The sequence below is a fragment of the Microbacterium hydrocarbonoxydans genome, from assembly GCF_011752045.1.
Lineage (GTDB): Bacteria > Actinomycetota > Actinomycetes > Actinomycetales > Microbacteriaceae > Microbacterium.
This window is the reverse complement of sequence record NZ_JAAKXW010000002.1, coordinates 274,286-289,453: the sequence shown is the minus strand read 5'-3', so window position 1 is coordinate 289,453 and position 15,168 is coordinate 274,286. Positions and strand designations below refer to the sequence as shown.

15 protein-coding genes are annotated in these 15,168 nt (G+C 71.8%); 12 read left to right on the top strand and 3 right to left on the bottom strand.

Annotation, left to right across the window (positions count from 1 at the left end; genetic code table 11):
* The first annotated feature begins 20 nt into the window (after positions 1–20).
* The 10 genes from hemE to hemL all read left to right on the top strand — a co-directional run bounded on the left by hemE (position 21) and on the right by hemL (position 8,761).
* Positions 21–1,046 carry a uroporphyrinogen decarboxylase gene (hemE, locus tag G6G98_RS09630; protein ID WP_067347589.1) on the top strand — a complete coding sequence of 342 codons (1,026 nt, stop codon included), beginning with the start codon at positions 21–23 and terminating at the stop codon, positions 1,044–1,046.
* Complete coding sequence (locus tag G6G98_RS09625) at positions 1,039–2,535, top strand: protoporphyrinogen/coproporphyrinogen oxidase (RefSeq protein ID WP_164234680.1); 1,497 nt, start codon at positions 1,039–1,041, stop codon at positions 2,533–2,535. The genes hemE and G6G98_RS09625 overlap by 8 nt, the downstream gene beginning before the upstream one ends.
* 112 nt (positions 2,536–2,647) lie before the next feature.
* Positions 2,648–3,085 (top strand): hypothetical protein, encoded by a 438-nt coding sequence (locus tag G6G98_RS09620; RefSeq protein ID WP_067347583.1) that lies wholly within the window; start codon positions 2,648–2,650, stop codon positions 3,083–3,085.
* Position 3,086: 1 nt separating this feature from the next.
* Positions 3,087–3,515, top strand: a complete 429-nt coding sequence (locus G6G98_RS09615; protein ID WP_243842077.1) for a phage holin family protein — start codon at positions 3,087–3,089, stop codon at positions 3,513–3,515.
* Positions 3,499–3,780 carry a hypothetical protein gene (locus G6G98_RS09610; protein ID WP_067347579.1) on the top strand — a complete coding sequence of 94 codons (282 nt, stop codon included), beginning with the start codon at positions 3,499–3,501 and terminating at the stop codon, positions 3,778–3,780. Before G6G98_RS09615 ends, G6G98_RS09610 begins: the two co-directional genes overlap by 17 nt.
* A 148-nt stretch (positions 3,781–3,928) precedes the next feature.
* Complete coding sequence (hemQ, locus tag G6G98_RS09605) at positions 3,929–4,606, top strand: hydrogen peroxide-dependent heme synthase (protein WP_164234681.1); 678 nt, start codon at positions 3,929–3,931, stop codon at positions 4,604–4,606.
* A 10-nt stretch (positions 4,607–4,616) separates the two neighbouring features.
* Positions 4,617–5,633: a hydroxymethylbilane synthase gene (gene hemC / locus G6G98_RS09600; protein ID WP_067347572.1), complete on the top strand. Its 1,017-nt coding sequence runs from the start codon at positions 4,617–4,619 to the stop codon at positions 5,631–5,633.
* Complete coding sequence (locus G6G98_RS09595; RefSeq protein ID WP_164234682.1) at positions 5,630–6,421, top strand: uroporphyrinogen-III synthase; 792 nt, start codon at positions 5,630–5,632, stop codon at positions 6,419–6,421. The genes hemC and G6G98_RS09595 overlap by 4 nt, the downstream gene beginning before the upstream one ends.
* Positions 6,418–7,395, top strand: a complete 978-nt coding sequence (hemB, locus tag G6G98_RS09590; RefSeq protein WP_164234683.1) for a porphobilinogen synthase — start codon at positions 6,418–6,420, stop codon at positions 7,393–7,395. The genes G6G98_RS09595 and hemB overlap by 4 nt, the downstream gene beginning before the upstream one ends.
* Positions 7,396–7,438: 43 nt before the next feature.
* Positions 7,439–8,761, top strand: coding sequence for a glutamate-1-semialdehyde 2,1-aminomutase (hemL, locus tag G6G98_RS09585; RefSeq protein ID WP_164234684.1), 1,323 nt, complete (start codon positions 7,439–7,441; stop codon positions 8,759–8,761).
* Positions 8,762–8,855: 94 nt separating this feature from the next.
* Here hemL and G6G98_RS09580 read toward each other — a convergent pair whose 3' ends face one another.
* Positions 8,856–10,283, bottom strand: coding sequence for an HNH endonuclease signature motif containing protein (locus G6G98_RS09580; protein ID WP_067347558.1), 1,428 nt, complete (start codon positions 10,281–10,283; stop codon positions 8,856–8,858).
* A 126-nt stretch (positions 10,284–10,409) separates the two neighbouring features.
* Between G6G98_RS09580 and G6G98_RS09575 the strand changes: the two genes are divergently transcribed.
* On the top strand, positions 10,410–10,859 hold the full coding sequence (locus tag G6G98_RS09575; RefSeq protein ID WP_067347555.1) for a hypothetical protein: 450 nt from the start codon (positions 10,410–10,412) through the stop codon (positions 10,857–10,859).
* A 65-nt stretch (positions 10,860–10,924) separates the two neighbouring features.
* Here G6G98_RS09575 and G6G98_RS17060 read toward each other — a convergent pair whose 3' ends face one another.
* Positions 10,925–13,492, bottom strand: coding sequence for an ATP-binding cassette domain-containing protein (locus G6G98_RS17060; RefSeq protein ID WP_243842076.1), 2,568 nt, complete (start codon positions 13,490–13,492; stop codon positions 10,925–10,927).
* Between the two features lie 79 nt (positions 13,493–13,571).
* Between G6G98_RS17060 and G6G98_RS09565 the strand changes: the two genes are divergently transcribed.
* Positions 13,572–14,645, top strand: a complete 1,074-nt coding sequence (locus G6G98_RS09565; protein ID WP_164234685.1) for an enoyl-CoA hydratase/isomerase family protein — start codon at positions 13,572–13,574, stop codon at positions 14,643–14,645.
* 34 nt (positions 14,646–14,679) lie between these two features.
* Here G6G98_RS09565 and G6G98_RS09560 read toward each other — a convergent pair whose 3' ends face one another.
* Positions 14,680–15,021, bottom strand: coding sequence for a RidA family protein (locus G6G98_RS09560; RefSeq protein ID WP_067347545.1), 342 nt, complete (start codon positions 15,019–15,021; stop codon positions 14,680–14,682).
* Positions 15,022–15,168: the final 147 nt, after the last annotated feature.

The following is a 15,168-nucleotide window of genomic DNA, read 5'->3' as shown; positions in this document are numbered from 1 at the left end:
CCGGATGGGAGGATGGACCCATGGCACTCTCCGACGCCCCGCTTCTCCGCGCCCTCGCCGGCTCCCGCCCCGACCGGACCCCGGTCTGGTTCATGCGGCAGGCCGGCCGGTCCCTGCCGGAGTACCGGGACCTGCGGGTCGGCACGCGGATGCTCGACGCCTGCCTCACTCCGGATCTCGCCGCCGAGATCACGCTGCAGCCGGTGCGCCGGCACGGTGTCGACGCCGCGGTGTTCTTCAGCGACATCGTGATCCCGCTCCGCCTCGCGGGCGTCGAGGTGGAGATCGAGCCCGGTCGCGGCCCCGTCTTCGCGAACCCGGTGCGCACGGCGGCCGACGTCGACCGGATCACGGCGATCGACCCCGCCTCGCTCGACGGCGACGCGATCGCCGCGGCCGTGCGCCTGGTCACCGCCGAGCTCGGCGACACCCCGCTCATCGGCTTCGCCGGGGCCCCGTTCACGCTCGCCGCCTACCTCGTCGAGGGCGGGCCGTCCAAGGAGCACCTGCGCGCGAGGGCGATGATGCACGCAGACCCCGATTCCTGGAACCGTCTCGCCGGCTGGCTCGCCCGGGTCTCCCGCCGGTTCCTGGAGATCCAGCGCGACGCCGGAGCATCCGCCGTGCAGCTCTTCGACAGCTGGGCCGGTTCGCTGAACCCCGCCGACTTCCGCGCCTTCGTCGCCCCCCATTCGCGCGCGACGCTCGAGGGCATCGGCATCCCCTCGATCCACTTCGGCGTCGGCACCGGACCGTTCCTCGCCGACATGCGTCTCGACGGCGCCGCCGACGGCGTGGGAGTCGACTGGCGTCAGCCGCTGGACGAGGCCGCCGCGATCCTCGGCCCCGACGTCACCGTGCAGGGCAACATCGACCCGGCTCTCCTCTCCGCGCCGTGGCCCGTGCTCGAGGCGCACGTGCGCGAGGTGCTCCACCGCGGCCGCGCGGCGCGCGCCCACATCGTCAACCTCGGTCACGGCGTGCCGCCGGAGACCGACCCGGACCAGCTCACCCGCATCGTCGAGCTCGTGCACGCCGATGCCTGAGCAGGTCTCGCCGGAGGGTCTCGCCACCCGCGCCGCGGAGAAGCACGTCGTCGTCATCGGCGGCGGGATCGGCGGGCTCATCGCCGCCCGCGAGTGCGCGAAGGTCGGCATGCGGGTGACCGTGCTGGAGGCGGCGGATGCTCTCGGCGGAGCGATCCGCCGGGCCGAGCTCGACGGCGTGGTCGTCGACGCAGGGGCGGAGAGCTTCGCGACCCGCGGCGGGCACGTGCGCGCCCTCCTCGCCGAGCTGGGACTGGAGGACCGCATCGTCGCTCCGGCGGCCGGCGGCGCGTGGCTGTCCGGCATCCCCGGCGTGGGAGCTGCGCCGCTGCCCATCGGAGGCATCCTCGGCATCCCCGCCAACCCGTTCCAGGACGACGTGCGCCGCATCATCGGCTGGTCCGGCGTGTGGCGGGCATACCTCGACCGGATCCGCCCGCCGCTGACGATCGGTCACAGTCACAGCCTGGGCAGGCTGGTCTCGTCGCGGATGGGCGCGAAGGTCCGCGATCGTCTCGTCGCCCCGGTGACGACGGGCGTCTACTCCGCCTCGCCGGAGGACGTGGACGTCGACATCGCGGCCCCCGGCCTCAACGCCGCGCTCACCACCGCCGGCTCGCTGTCCGGCGCCGTGCAGGCGCTGCGGGACGAGGGCGCCGCCCGCGCCGCGAAGGCGCCCGGTTCCGCGGTGGAGGGGCTCGAAGGCGGCATGGCCGGTCTCGTCGACGCCGTCGTCGCGGACCTCGCGCAGCTGGGCGGCGAGGTGCGCACCGGGGCGAAGGCGCTCTCCGTCGCACGCTCCGGGACCGGCTGGGCCGTGGTCGCGGAGCTGGCACCGGATGCCGCCGCCGCGGAGGCCGAGGAAGAGGCCGCGACGGAGGCGATGACCGCTGATGCCGTCATCGTCGCGACCTCGGAGACCGTCGCACGGAGCCTCCTCGCCGACGCCGTGCCCGCCCTCGCCGCTACCGAGGCCGCCGCCGCCCCGGAGATCGAGATCGTGACGCTGCTGCTGGAGGCTCCGGCGCTGGATGCCGCGCCGCGCGGCACCGGCGTGCTCACGGTGCCGGGAAGCCACACGGCCAAGGCGCTCACCCACTCGTCCGCGAAATGGGAGTGGGTCCGGAGGGCCGCAGGGGAGCGCCACGTCGTGCGGGTGTCGTTCGGCGCGCAGGGCGAGCCCGCCGCCACCGCGCGACTCGACGAGGAGGGCGCCGCGCGGCTCGCTCTCGCCGAGGCATCCGCTCTGCTCGGGGTCCCGCTCGCCGAGGACGCCCTGGTCGCCGCGCACCGCGCGCGATTCGTGCAGTCGCAGCCGGCGTCGATCATCGGCTCCGCGGAGCGCCGCGAGGCCGCCCGCGCCGCCATCCGGGCGGTGCCCGGGATCGCCGCGGTCGGCGCCTGGCTCTCCGGCACCGGCCTCGCCCAGGTCATCCCCGACGCCGCAGAGGAGTCCGACCGCCTCCGGCACGCGCTGCTCTGGGACTGACGGACGTCCATCTGTCAACCCTCAGAGGTCTAGATGCCGAAATCGGCATACGGGGTTACGCTTGGAGCCTGGCACGCCTCAGAGTTGCTGGACTGTCACGAGAGGAGACCCCATGAAGGGGAAGATCGGACTCGTCGTCGGACTCGGCGTCGGATACGTCCTCGGCACGCGTGCCGGGCGCGAGCGTTATGAGCAGATCAAGACGCAGTGGCTCAAGGTCTGGAACCTCGACCCTGTGCAGGAGCAGGTCGGGAAGGTCAAGGACTACGTCGGCGACAAGGCCGCCGCGGTCCCTGGGGCCCTGTGGAACGGCGTCGTCAAGGTCGCCAAGTCCGTGAACTCGAACGGCACCCCCGGCCAGAAGCTCGACTCCGCCATCGCCACCGGGCGCAAGGCCGCCGAGGACCTCGCGGAGGCGACCGAGGAGGCCGTCGAGGAGGCCCAGCGCCGTGACCAGCGGAGCGAGGCGAAGACCGCGGGGAAGCGGGGCACTGAGCGAGCGAAGCGAGTCGAAGAGAAGCCGTCGACCACCGAGAAGACTGGCGAGTGACGTGGTGCGCGAGAGCGGCACAGGCAGGATCAGGCGCGATCGCGCGGACGACAGCCTGCTGACACTGCTCGGGGACCTTCCCGAGCTGGTCACCAATCTCGTCAAGGCGGAGATCGACGCCGCGAAGGCGTGGGTCGCGAGGACCTCGAAGGATGCCGGCATCGGCTCCGTCTGGTTCCTCGTCGCACTGTTCTTCCTGTTCTGGGCCGTCCCGGTCATCCTCGTGTTCGCCATCGCCGGCCTGTCGTCCTGGTGGCCGGTGTGGCTGTCGGCGCTCGCCGTCTTCGGCATCCTGATCCTCGCCGTGCTGTTCTTCGCGCTGCTCGGCATCCTCAAGTTCCGCAAGGTGCTGTCCCGGCAGAATCCGGCGCAGGCCGTCGCGGAGGACATCCGCCTCGTGAAGGAGACCGGTCATGACGAACTTCGCTGACGCGAGCCGCCTGCCCAGGACGGCCGTCCCCGCGGGGATCGTCGACCCGGTCGCCTCGGCGCGGGCGGAGCTCAAGGCCGCGCTCGCCGCGATCGAGGTGAAGGGCAACTTCCCCCGCCGCATCGAGAAGGCGTCGGTGCGTGCGGCGGCCAAGGCCCGCCGCTTCGCCGACGAGAACCCGGCCGGCGCGATCGCCGCAGCGGTCGGAGTCGCCGCGGTCATCGGCGGTGCGGTGTGGGTGATCGCCCGCGCGCTGTCCCGCTGACGCCGACGCTGTCCCGCTGACGACGGCGACGTCCCGCTGACGTCGCGGCGCCCGGCCGTCGCCGCGACCCGCGGCCGACCAAAGTCGGGCGCCGGAGATTGTCGACCGCTCATTCGCGCCCTCCTCGTAAAGCGGGCAGACTGGTGACATGTCCGAAGAGCGCGAAGAGAATCCGTCCGGCTTCACCCTCTGGGCGGTCTGGCGACGCAACCCCGACGCCCCCGTGACCGAGACCGACTCCACCGAACTCGAGACGATCGTCTCCTACATCGAGGATTCCGGCGTCACCGTGCGCGGGTTCTACGACGTCTCCGGACTCAAGGCCGACGCCGACCTCATGGTCTGGCTGCACGGCGAGACCGCCGAGGAGCTTCAGAAGGCGCTTCGTCGCCTCCGTCGCACCGAGCTGCTCAGCCCGCTGCTCCCGGTGTGGAACGTCATGGGCGTGCACCGCGACGCCGAGTTCAACCGCCAGCACGTCCCCGGCTTCCTCCGCGGTGTCGAGCCCAAGGGATGGCTCTGCCTCTATCCGTTCGTGCGGACCCCCGAGTGGTACCTCGCGCCGGAGGAGGAGCGTCGCAAGATGCTCGCCGATCATGGCCGCAAGGGCGCCGCGTTCTCGGGCGTCATCGCGAACACCGTCGCCGCCTTCGCCCTCGGCGACTACGAGTGGCTGCTTCCGCTCGAGGCCGACGACGTCACCGAGCTCGTCGACCTCATGCGCGACCTCCGCTACACCGATGCGCGGATGTACGTGAAGGAGGAGGTGCCCTTCTACACGGGACGCCGGCTCCGGTTCGACGAGATCGCGGACGTGCTGCAGTGAGGGCGTCGTCATGAGCACTCCGATCAGGCTGGGCACCCGGCGCAGCGCACTCGCGCAGGCGCAGTCGGGCCACGTCGCCGCGGCCCTGGAGAAGATCTCGGGCCGCCCCGTCGAACTCGTCACCATCACGAGCGAGGGCGACACGAACCGCGCCTCCCTCTCGGAGATCGGCGGCCAGGGCATCTTCGCCACGCGGCTGCGCGAGGCTCTTCTCGCCGGTGAGTGCGACATTCTCGTGCACTCCCTGAAGGACCTGCCGACGGCCGTTCCCGATGGGCTGACGATCGCGGCGACCCCGGTGCGGGAGGACGCCCGCGACATCGTCATCACCCGCGACGGCACCCCGCTGCACCGGCTCCCGGCAGGCAGCACCGTCGGCACCGGATCGCCGCGGCGCATCGCGCAGGTGCGGCGCCGTGCCCCGCACGCGAAGGTGGTCGACATCCGCGGAAACGTCGACTCGCGGCTCGCGCGGGTCTCCTCCGGCGAGCTGGACGCCGTGATCCTCGCCGCCGCAGGACTGTCCCGCCTCGGCGACGGCTCGCCGCTGCAGCGTGAGGACGCGGCGCTGGGCTGGGAGGGCCTCGGCCTCGCCGAGTGGCCGACCGCCCCCGGGCAGGGATCGCTCGCGGTGGAGACGACGACGGATGCTCCCGCGGAGCTGCGTGCGGTACTGGCGCAGCTGGACGATCCGGACACGCGGCTCGCGATCACCGTGGAGCGCGCGATCCTGGAGGGGCTGGACGCCGGATGCCAGGCGCCGATGGCCGCGCACGCGGTCGTGGAGGGCGATGACATCCGCGTGAGAACGGTCGTCTATTCCGAGGACGGAGAGCGCCGGATCGGCCTCGACGTCACGGAGGCCCTGAACGGGGAGTATATTCGTCGGAACGGCAGTGGCAATGGAGCGGATGCTGCCGATGGTGCATACCCGACGCACGCCGCACGCGAGCTCGGGCTCATTCTTGCCCGTCGGCTGCTCGAAAAAGGGGCGGCTGACCTCGTCTCCCGAGAGCATTCCTCATGACTGATTCAAAGCAGGACCGCCCGCTGAACGGCTGGCGCGTGCTCGTCCCGCGCGGTGGACCGTGGGGCGACGGCGTCGCCGCGAGCCTCCGCGCTCAGGGCGCGGTGCCCGTCGTGGCGCCGCTCATCAACTTCGCCGCGACCACCGACCAGGCCGCGCTCGACACCGCGCTCGAGAAGCTGGCTGCCGGGGCGTACGACTGGCTGACCATCACCAGCGCGACCACCGTCGACGTGATGTTCGCGCACCGGGCCGTCGTTCCGAAGAAGACGAGGATCGCAGCGGTCGGCGAGACCACGGCGGCGGCCCTCCAGGCCGTCGGCTACGAGGTCGCCCTCGTCCCGGAGCAGGACAACTCCGCCGAGGGCATGGCGGAGCAGCTCATCGCGCTGACGACGGAGCCGCAGCGCATCCTCGCCCTCCGCAGCGAGATCGCGAAGCCGGTGCTCAGCAGGCTGCTGGAGGACGCAGGGCACGACGTCGACAGCGTCGTGGCGTACCGCACGGTGGGCGTGCCGGTCACCGATCGCATCATGCGCGATGTGCAGAACGGCCGCATCAACGCGATCCTCATCACCAGCGGCTCGGTCGCAGAGCAGGTGCGCGAGCAGTTCCCGGACATCCCCGACTCGACGCTCCTGGCCGCCATCGGCCCGCGCACCGCGAAGGACGCACGCAAGGCGGGCCTCCCCATCACGGTCGTCGCCGACCGGCAGACCGTGGACGCCCTCATCGACGCGGTCTCCCACTTCACCCTCCCGCACGCGGCGGACGAGTTCGCGCCGTGAGCTTCCCCGAGACCAGGCTCCGGCGGCTCCGGCAGTCGCCGGCCGTCCGCGACCTCGTGCGCGAGACGTCCCTCGAGCCGCGCCATCTGGTGCTGCCCCTGTTCGTGCGCGAGGGGCTGAGCGAGCCGTCGCCGATCGGGTCGATGCCCGGTGTGATGCAGCATTCGATGGACTCGCTGCGTGCCGCGGCCGTGGAGGCCGCCGAGGCCGGCGTCTCCGGCGTGATGCTCTTCGGCGTCCCCGCCGTGCGCGACGCGCAGGGCTCCGGGGCGGACGACCCGCGCGGCATCCTCAATCTGGCCACCGAGGCGCTGGCGGCCGAGGTCGGCGGCGCCCTCGTCGTGCAGACAGACCTGTGCCTGGACGAATTCACCGATCACGGGCACTGCGGCGTGCTCGCCGAGGACGGCTCGGTCGACAACGACGCGACGCTGGAGCGCTACACCGCGATGGCGCTCGCGCAGGCGCGCGCCGGCTCCCACCTGCTCGGCCTTTCGGGCATGATGGACGGCCAGGTCGCGGCGATCCGCGGGGCGCTGGACGCCGAGGGCTTCACCGGCACCCTGATCCTCGCCTACGCGGCGAAGTACGCGAGCGCCTTCTACGGCCCCTTCCGCGAGGCCGTCGACTCGCAGCTCAAGGGCGACCGCCGCACCTACCAGCTGGACCCGGGCAACCGCCGCGAGGGGATCCGCGAGGCCGTCATGGATGAGGCCGAAGGGGCCGACATCGTGATGGTGAAGCCCGCCATGGCCTTCCTCGACGTGCTGCGCGAGGTGCGCGACACCGTCAGCATTCCGGTGTGGGCATACCAGGTGTCCGGCGAGTACGCGATGATCGAGGCGGCCGCCGCGAACGGCTGGATCGACCGCCGCTCCGCCGTGCTGGAGTCGCTGCTGTCGATCCGCCGCGCCGGTGCGGATGCCGTGCTCACCTACTGGGCGACCGAGGCCGCCCGGTGGCTGCGCGGCTGAGCGCCGTCCACGACCTGTCCCTGCCGCATCCGTTGGAGCATCCATGACCGACCGCAATGACGACCTGTTCTCCGCTGCCCGCGAGGTGATCCCCGGAGGGGTGAACTCGCCGGTGCGCGCCTACGGCTCGGTCGGCGGCACCCCGCGGTTCCTCGCGTCCGCGAAGGGCGCGACGGTGACGGATGCCGCGGGGCGCGAGTACGTCGACCTCGTCGCCTCCTGGGGGCCCGCGCTGCTCGGTCATGCGCACCCCGAGGTCGTCGCGGCCGTGCAGGAGGCCGCCACCCGCGGCCTGTCGTTCGGCGCTCCGACGGAGGGCGAGGTCGAGCTGGCCGCGCTGATCGCCGATCGTGTGCGGTTCGGCGACGCCCGCCCCGTGGAGCGGGTGCGTCTGGTGTCCACCGGCACCGAGGCCACCATGACCGCGATCCGTCTCGCCCGGGGTGCGACCGGACGCGACCTGCTCGTGAAGTTCGCCGGTCACTACCACGGCCACTCCGACGGACTGCTGGCCGCGGCCGGATCGGGCGTCGCGACGCTCGCGCTCCCCGGATCCGCCGGCGTCCCCGCTCCGATCGCCGCGCAGACCCTGGTCATCGACTACAACGATCCCGAGGCGCTCGACGCCGTGTTCGCCGAGCACGGCGAGCGGATCGCCGCCGTGATCGTCGAGGCGTCCGCGGCGAACATGGGCGTCGTGGCGCCGGAGCCGGGCTTCAACCGCCTCATCGCCGAGACCGCGCACGCGCACGGCGCCCTGATGATCCTCGACGAGGTGCTCACCGGGTTCCGCGTGCACCCGGCCGGGTTCTGGGGCCTGCAGGCAGCGGCCGGCGAGGAGTATCTGCCGGACATCATCACCTTCGGCAAGGTCGTCGGCGGCGGGATGCCGCTGGCCGCACTCGGCGGACGCGCGGAGATCATGGACCTCCTCGCCCCGCTCGGCCCGGTGTACCAGGCGGGAACGCTGTCGGGGAATCCGCTCTCGGTGGCGGCGGGCCTGGCCACCCTCCGGCTCGCGACGCCCGAGGTGTACGCGACCGTGGACGCGGCATCCGAGCGTCTCGCGCGCTCCCTCGGCGAGGCGCTGACCGCGGCGGGCGTGACCCACGCCGTGGCGAAGGCGGGCAACCTGTTCAACGCGTCATTCCGTGCCACCGCGCCGCGCGACTACCGGGAGGCTCAGGCGCAGGAGGCTTTCCGGTACGCCCCGTTCTTCCACTCGATGCGGGAGCAGGGCGTCGCCCTTCCGCCGAGCGTCTTCGAGGCCTGGTTCCTCACCGCCGCGCACGGCGACGAGGAGCTCGCCCGCATCGAGCAGGCGCTCCCGGCAGCGGCCGCGGCGGCAGCATCCGCGCAGGCCTGACGCGCCGGCCTGCGATCACGCGGTCTGGGATCGCGCAAGCGCTGAGGAAGCAGGTTCGGGAGAGAAGGACCCGGCGTGGTGCGACCGACGCGCGTCAGACGAACATCACGCGTCGAGGCGGGGGATCGATGTAGAGCCGGCCGAGCGGACTGGTCCATTGGAAGCTTCCGTCGGGGAGCTGGCGCGCGGACCAGCGGTGCCGTTCGTCGACGTCGGGATGCTTGAGCACGTGATGCGCGGTGCAGAAGTGGCCCAGGTTGCTGATCTCGGTGCGACCGCCCTTGGCGTGGTCGTGGTTGTGGTCGACCTGGCATCGGTGCACGGGCATCCGGCATCCGGGGAATCGGCAGTGCTGATCGCGTGCGCGCAGGAAACGGCGCATGCCTTCGGTCGGACTGTACGTGTCGGTCTGAGTGAGCATCCCGCTGGGGTCGTGGAAAAGACGAGTCCACCCGCCGTTCCTGCCGGCGAGGTCTCGCGCGATATCGGGGTGGATCGGGCCATGGCCGTCGAGTTCGGCGGGGCGCTCGTCGGCGCCGGCCAGGGTCGTGGCGGCGACGGTCACCTGGATGCGGGCCAGGATGCCATCGAGTCCGGTGCCGTTCGCCTCACTGGGGTCGGACGCGAGGAGCAGATCGGTGGCGAGGTCGGCGCGGACCTGGTCGATCGTGCGCTCGTCGGTCGGCAGGTGCTCCACGTCCAGATCGGGGTCCAGGGCGAACGTGCCGTCCTTGCCGAAGATGATGTGGTCGTCGAGGGCGTCCAGTTCGTCGAGGGCGGGATCGTCGGGGCCGAGGTCTTCGGCGAAGATCGGATCGGGATGCACATCGTGAACGCCGGAGTCGAGAACCGGCTCGCGGTCACCGCGCGTCGCGATGACCTGCCGTGAGAGCTGCGTGAGCCGGTCGAGGATCGCCAGCGCGAGATACTCGGGCAGCAGGATCTGCAGCAGCGCCAGGCCGTCGCCGACAGACCGGACCTTCACGGAGCGCTCGGAAGCTGCCCGCCGGTGGGTTTCCACGATCGTCTCGCCGGCCAGGGACGCCGCGATCTGCCGGACCCGCGCGCGGGTGCGCATGGGGGTGTCGCCCTCAGCCGTGACGACGGCGGCGGTCTCGTAGAGCAGCTGTGTCTCGGCATCCGCCCGGCCATCGCTGATGGCCTGACGGACCACATGACCGGCCTCGATGATCTCGTGCGCGTGTGCCGCTGTGATCGCACCCCGCTGGAAGGACTCCCGCACGATCGCGTGGCTGGAAGCGAGGAAGGCCGCATCGGCGAAGGCGCGCTCGATGGTTCCCTTCGCGATACGGCCTGCCGCCGCGTACTCGGCATGCATCGCCCGCTCGATCGCGTCGCGGTGGAACGGAGTCTCCTGAGCGTCTTCTTCGCACAGCCGCTGGCGATCGGCGAGCAGAGCGCTCGCCTCGGCCTCGAGTTGCGCGATCTGTCGCCGCTTCGCCACCCACGCATCGAGCAGCGCGCGACGCTGCTCGATCTCGTCGATCCGGCGGGTGCTCATATGACTATGTTAGTACAGATGTTCGAAACTCGGAAGGAGTGAGATGAGGAAATCTGACGAGGGATCGTTGCGTTCCTGTGAACAAGATGCAGACAACTGGCAGGGTGCCGCTGGCAGACTGGACCCATGGTGACGCTGCTGCTCGACCGGACGCGACTGGAGATCGTCCTCTCACCGATCGAGCGCGCCGTGAGCTTCCACCGTGACAACCTCCGCATCGCCCGCGAGACGATCACCAAGGTGCAGCTGACGGATGACGCGTGGACCTGGCTCCGCGGAGTCCCCAACCCCGGTACGCACATCCCGGGCGTCGTCGCAGCCGGGTCGTGGAAGGCCGCGGGCAGCGTCGACTTCGTGCTGATCCGCCGTCGCCGGCCGAGCGTCGTGATCGACCTCGACGGCGATGCGGAATACGGTCGCCTGATCCTCACCACGAGCCACGGTCTCGCGCTCACGCAGGCGCTCCGGCTCGACGTGTCGGCAGAACCCGCCGATGTCGAGGAGATCGTCGCGACCGCACCGGTTCCGGTCGCCAAGGGGAGCCGCCGGCCGGTGATCCGGCCCCGGCCCGCCTGAGCCTCTGAACGAGAACGCCCCTCCGCAGCCCTCGGGCCGGAGGGGCGTCTCAGTTCGCGGGGCGATCAGCCGTGGTGGTGGTCGCCTTGCTCGTGGTGGTCGCCTTGCTCGTGGTGCTCGCCTTGCTCGTGGTGCTCGTTGTGCTCGTGGTCCTCGTGGTGGTCGTGGTTCTCGGCGCCGTCGCCGGCGTGCTCCTCGTGCTGCGGCTCCGCGTCCGTGTTCTCGGCCTGCTCGCCGGTCTCGTCGTGGTCGGCATCCGCGCTGTCGGTCGACTCCTCGTCGCCGTCGGCATCCGCGCCCTCGCCCTCGGGGATCTCCTCGACCTGGGCATCGCCATCGCTGTCAGCCGAGCGCTCTTCGGCGCCCTCGGTTCCGGGGACGGCGTCGATGACGCCGGTCTGCGCGACCGCCCAGTGCGCGCCCTCGCCCTCCTGATCGTGCTCCGAGGAGCCGGCTGCATCGTCGTCGGATGCAGGAGTGCCGAACGGGTAGTCGCGGGGCTCGTCCTCGTAGTACGCCCGCGCAGCGGCCGCGAGCATCGAGCTGACGGCTGCGGACCGCGGGTCCACGTCCTCTTCGGCGGAGTCCTCTTCGGCGGAGTCCTCTTCGGCGGAGCCCTCCTCGGCGGAGCCCTCCTCGGCGTCGTCCGCCTCCTCGAGATCCTCGAAGAACTCCACGCCCGAGTGCCCCTCGTCCGCCTCGTCGTCGGAATCGTCGTCGTCGGAATCCTCGTCCGATGCGCGCTGGTCGTCGCCGGACTCGTCCGCGCTCGACTGCTCGGCCTCGGGGTCTGCTGCGGCCTCGGGGTCTGCTGCGGCGTCGTCGTCTGACTCGGACTCGGGCGCTGCCGCGGGCTCGGGCTCTGATTCGGCCTCCGGCTCGGCGAGGCTCAGCGGTTCGGAGGCCGAGACGGGAGCCGTGCCGAAGAGGATGTCGTCGAACGACGGCGCGTCGGATGCCGGATCTTCGGCATCCGCGTCGCCGGACGGATCGGTGCGGTCGCCCTCAGTCGCCTCGGCGCGCTCGGCCTCGGCCTCGCGCGCTGCGGCCCGGGTGGCGAACAGCGAGGACAGCGGCGGTGCGGGGACGTCCTCGGGCTCATCGTCCTCGACGGGCGATGCCGTCGGCGTGAAGGGGAGAAGCGGGGTCTCCGGCTCCGTCGACTCGGGCTGCCCGGCGTCGGCTCCCTCAGCGGCTTCGGTGCCGACAGGCGCAGCGTCGTCGGAATCCTCCGCGGTCTCGCCCCCGGCGTCCGCATCGGTCCCGCCTTCCACGGACGCGGGCTCGGATCCGGACTCGGAGTCCGCCTCGGACGCGGGCTCCGCCTCAGAACCCGGGGCCGCCGCGGAATCGGCATCCGCCGACGTCTCGGCCCCCGCCGACGTCTCGCCCTCCGCCGGGTCTCCGCCGTCAGCGGGTTCCTCGGCAGGCGAGGGCTCTGCAGCATCCGCGCCCTCGGCGCTCTCGATGCCGGCATCCGTCGCATCGGCGGATGCCGCACCTGCCTCATCCGCGATCGCGGCACCCGCACCAGCGGTCAGCACGGCCGCAGCGAGGGGATCGCCGGGAACCGACTCCGCCTCCACCGGCGGCGTGGCCTCTTCGGGGGTTCCGGCAGAGGCCTCGGCCTCAGCGTCCGCGGGCGCCCCGGCCTCGGCGTATTCCGGGTGCACGAGCTGGGTCGCCGCGGCCTCGGCGCGCGGGGTCAGGGTGCCGCCGCGGACCAGTTCGATGAAGACGTCCTCGAGGGTCGGCCCGCGCTGGACGAGAGTGCTCAGCGCGATGCCCGCGTCAGCCGCGACCGCACCCACGGTCTTCGCGTCGGCGCCGCGCACCGTCAGACCGGAGCGGAGCACCTCGATGTCGAAGCCCGCGCCCGCGAGAGCCGTGCGCAGCGCTGCCCGGTCGTCGGCGTCGACGACCACGGAACCGGAGGAGGGGTCGGCGAGCTGCTCGATGCCGCTGGAGAGCACGAGCTGGCCCTTGGAGAGGACGAGCACGTTGTCGGCCACCTGCTCGACCTCGCTGAGCACGTGCGAGGAGACGAGCACGGTGCGTCCCTCGTCGGCGAGGCGGCGCATGAGCAGGCGCATCCAGCGGATGCCCTCGGGGTCGAGGCCGTTGGCCGGTTCATCGAACACGAGCGCGCCGGGGTCGCCGAGCAGCGCGTGCGCGACGCTCAGCCGCTGGCGCATGCCGAGTGAGAAGCTGCCGATGCGTCCCTCGCCCTCGTTCTCCAGGCCGACGAGCGCGAGCACCTCGTCCACGCGGGACAGGGGGATGCCGTTCGCCTTCGCGGCGATCGTGAGCTGGCGGGTCGCGGTGCGGCGGGGCCGGTAGATCGTCTCCTCGAGGACGGAGCCGATCGTGCGCAGCGGATGCCGCAGCTCGGCGTACGCGGAGCCGCCGATCGTCGCGGTGCCGGAGGTCGGCCGGACCTGCCCGAGCAGGATGCGCAGCGTCGTGGTCTTGCCGGCGCCGTTGGGGCCGAGGAAGGCGGTGACCACACCGGGCTCCACCCGTGCCGAGAAGTCGGAAACCGCCGTGACGTCGTTGAAACGCTTCGTCACGCGGGTGAACTCGAGCACCTGTCCGTCGGGCATCCGCGACCTCTCCTTATTGGGCAGTTCCATCCATCCTGCCGGAAGAGGCCCCTTATCCCTGTATTTCCTGCGGATTCCGGCATCCTGGGAGCGGAGTAGCCTGGCACGTGTGACCGACTCCACAACCGCTCCCGTCGCTCCGCCGAAGATCCTCGTCCGCACGGAGGGAGCCCTCGGCCGGCTCACCCTCAACCGCCCTGAGGCGATCAACGCGCTCGATCAGGAGATGATCCGCCTGATGTCGGAGGCGCTCGAGGCGTGGCGCGAGGACACCGATGTGCAGATCGTCCTCATCGACGGTGCGGGGGAGCGCGGCATGTGCGCCGGCGGCGACGTGCGAGCCCTGCACACGCAGATCGTCGAGGGCCGCCTCGGCGACACCGCGGAGTTCTTCCGCGCGGAGTACGCGCTGGACGCCATGATCGCCGAGTATCCGAAGCCGGTCGTCGCGTTCGCCGACGGCATCACGATGGGCGGCGGCATCGGCCTCGCCGGCCACGCCGCCATCCGCATCGTCACCGAGCGCTCGAAGCTCGCGATGCCGGAGACCCGCATCGGCTTCACGCCGGACGTCGGCGGCACCTGGCTGCTGGGTCGGGCGCCCGGACGCTTCGGGGAGTACTTCGGGCTGACCGGCAGCACCATGAGCGCCGCCGATGCCCTGCACCTCGGCTTCGCCGACTACTTCGTGCCTTCCGATCGCCTGGACACCCTGCGCGACGCGCTCGCGTACCGCGCCGACCCCACCGGCCCCGCCGAGATCGTGCTGCTCTTCGACGAGACTCCGGAGCCCTCGATGCTGCCGGCCGCGCGTGCATGGATCGACGAGGCGTTCTCCGCCGACACCGTCGCCGAGATCGTCGAGCGTCTGCGCGCCCAGGGGACGACGGATGCCGCCGCCGCCGTGGACCTGCTGGAGAGCCTGGCCCCCACCGGCCTCAGCGTCACCCTCGACGCGATCCGCGAGGCGCGGGGGATGCCGGGCCTGCGGGAGGCGCTGGAGGGCGAGTACCGCCGGGTGATGTGGTTCGTGACCCAGCATCCGGACCTCGTCGAGGGCATCAGGGCGCAGGTGGTCGACAAGGACCGCAACCCGCGCTGGGATCCGCCGACCATCGCGGACCTGGCCCCGGATGCCGGCGCCGACGCGCGCGCCTACGTGCCGGAGCGCGTGCTCTTCTGAGCCCGGCGCCCCGGCACAGGCGGCATCCGGCCGGTCAGATCGCGGCGATGACCGAGAACTCGACGAGGTAGTCGGGGGTGGCCAGCTTCGCCTCGACGGTCGCGCGCGCCGGCGGGTTCGCGGTGTCGATCCACGTCTCCCAGACGGAGTTCATCCCGGCGAAGTCGGCCATGTCCGCGAGGTAGACCGTGACCGACAGCAGCTTGGAGCGGTCGCTGCCGACCTGTGCGAGCAGATCGTCGACGAGCGCCAGCGCCGCGCGGCTCTGCTCCTCGACGCCGGCGCCCTCGGCGACCTGGCCGGCGAGATACACGGTGCCGTCGTGGACGACGGCCGCGCTCATCCGCGCGCCGGGGTTGATGCGTTCGATGCTCACAGATCCTCCTGCTGTTCCGGGCTCGCCTCGCGAGCGCTCCGATCCATCCTGATGCACCCCCGCGAACGGACGACCCCACATGACGAAGCCAGGGGTCTGACAAGGGCGTCCGATTCTTCGTCCGAGTGCAGAAATCGCCGCATCCGA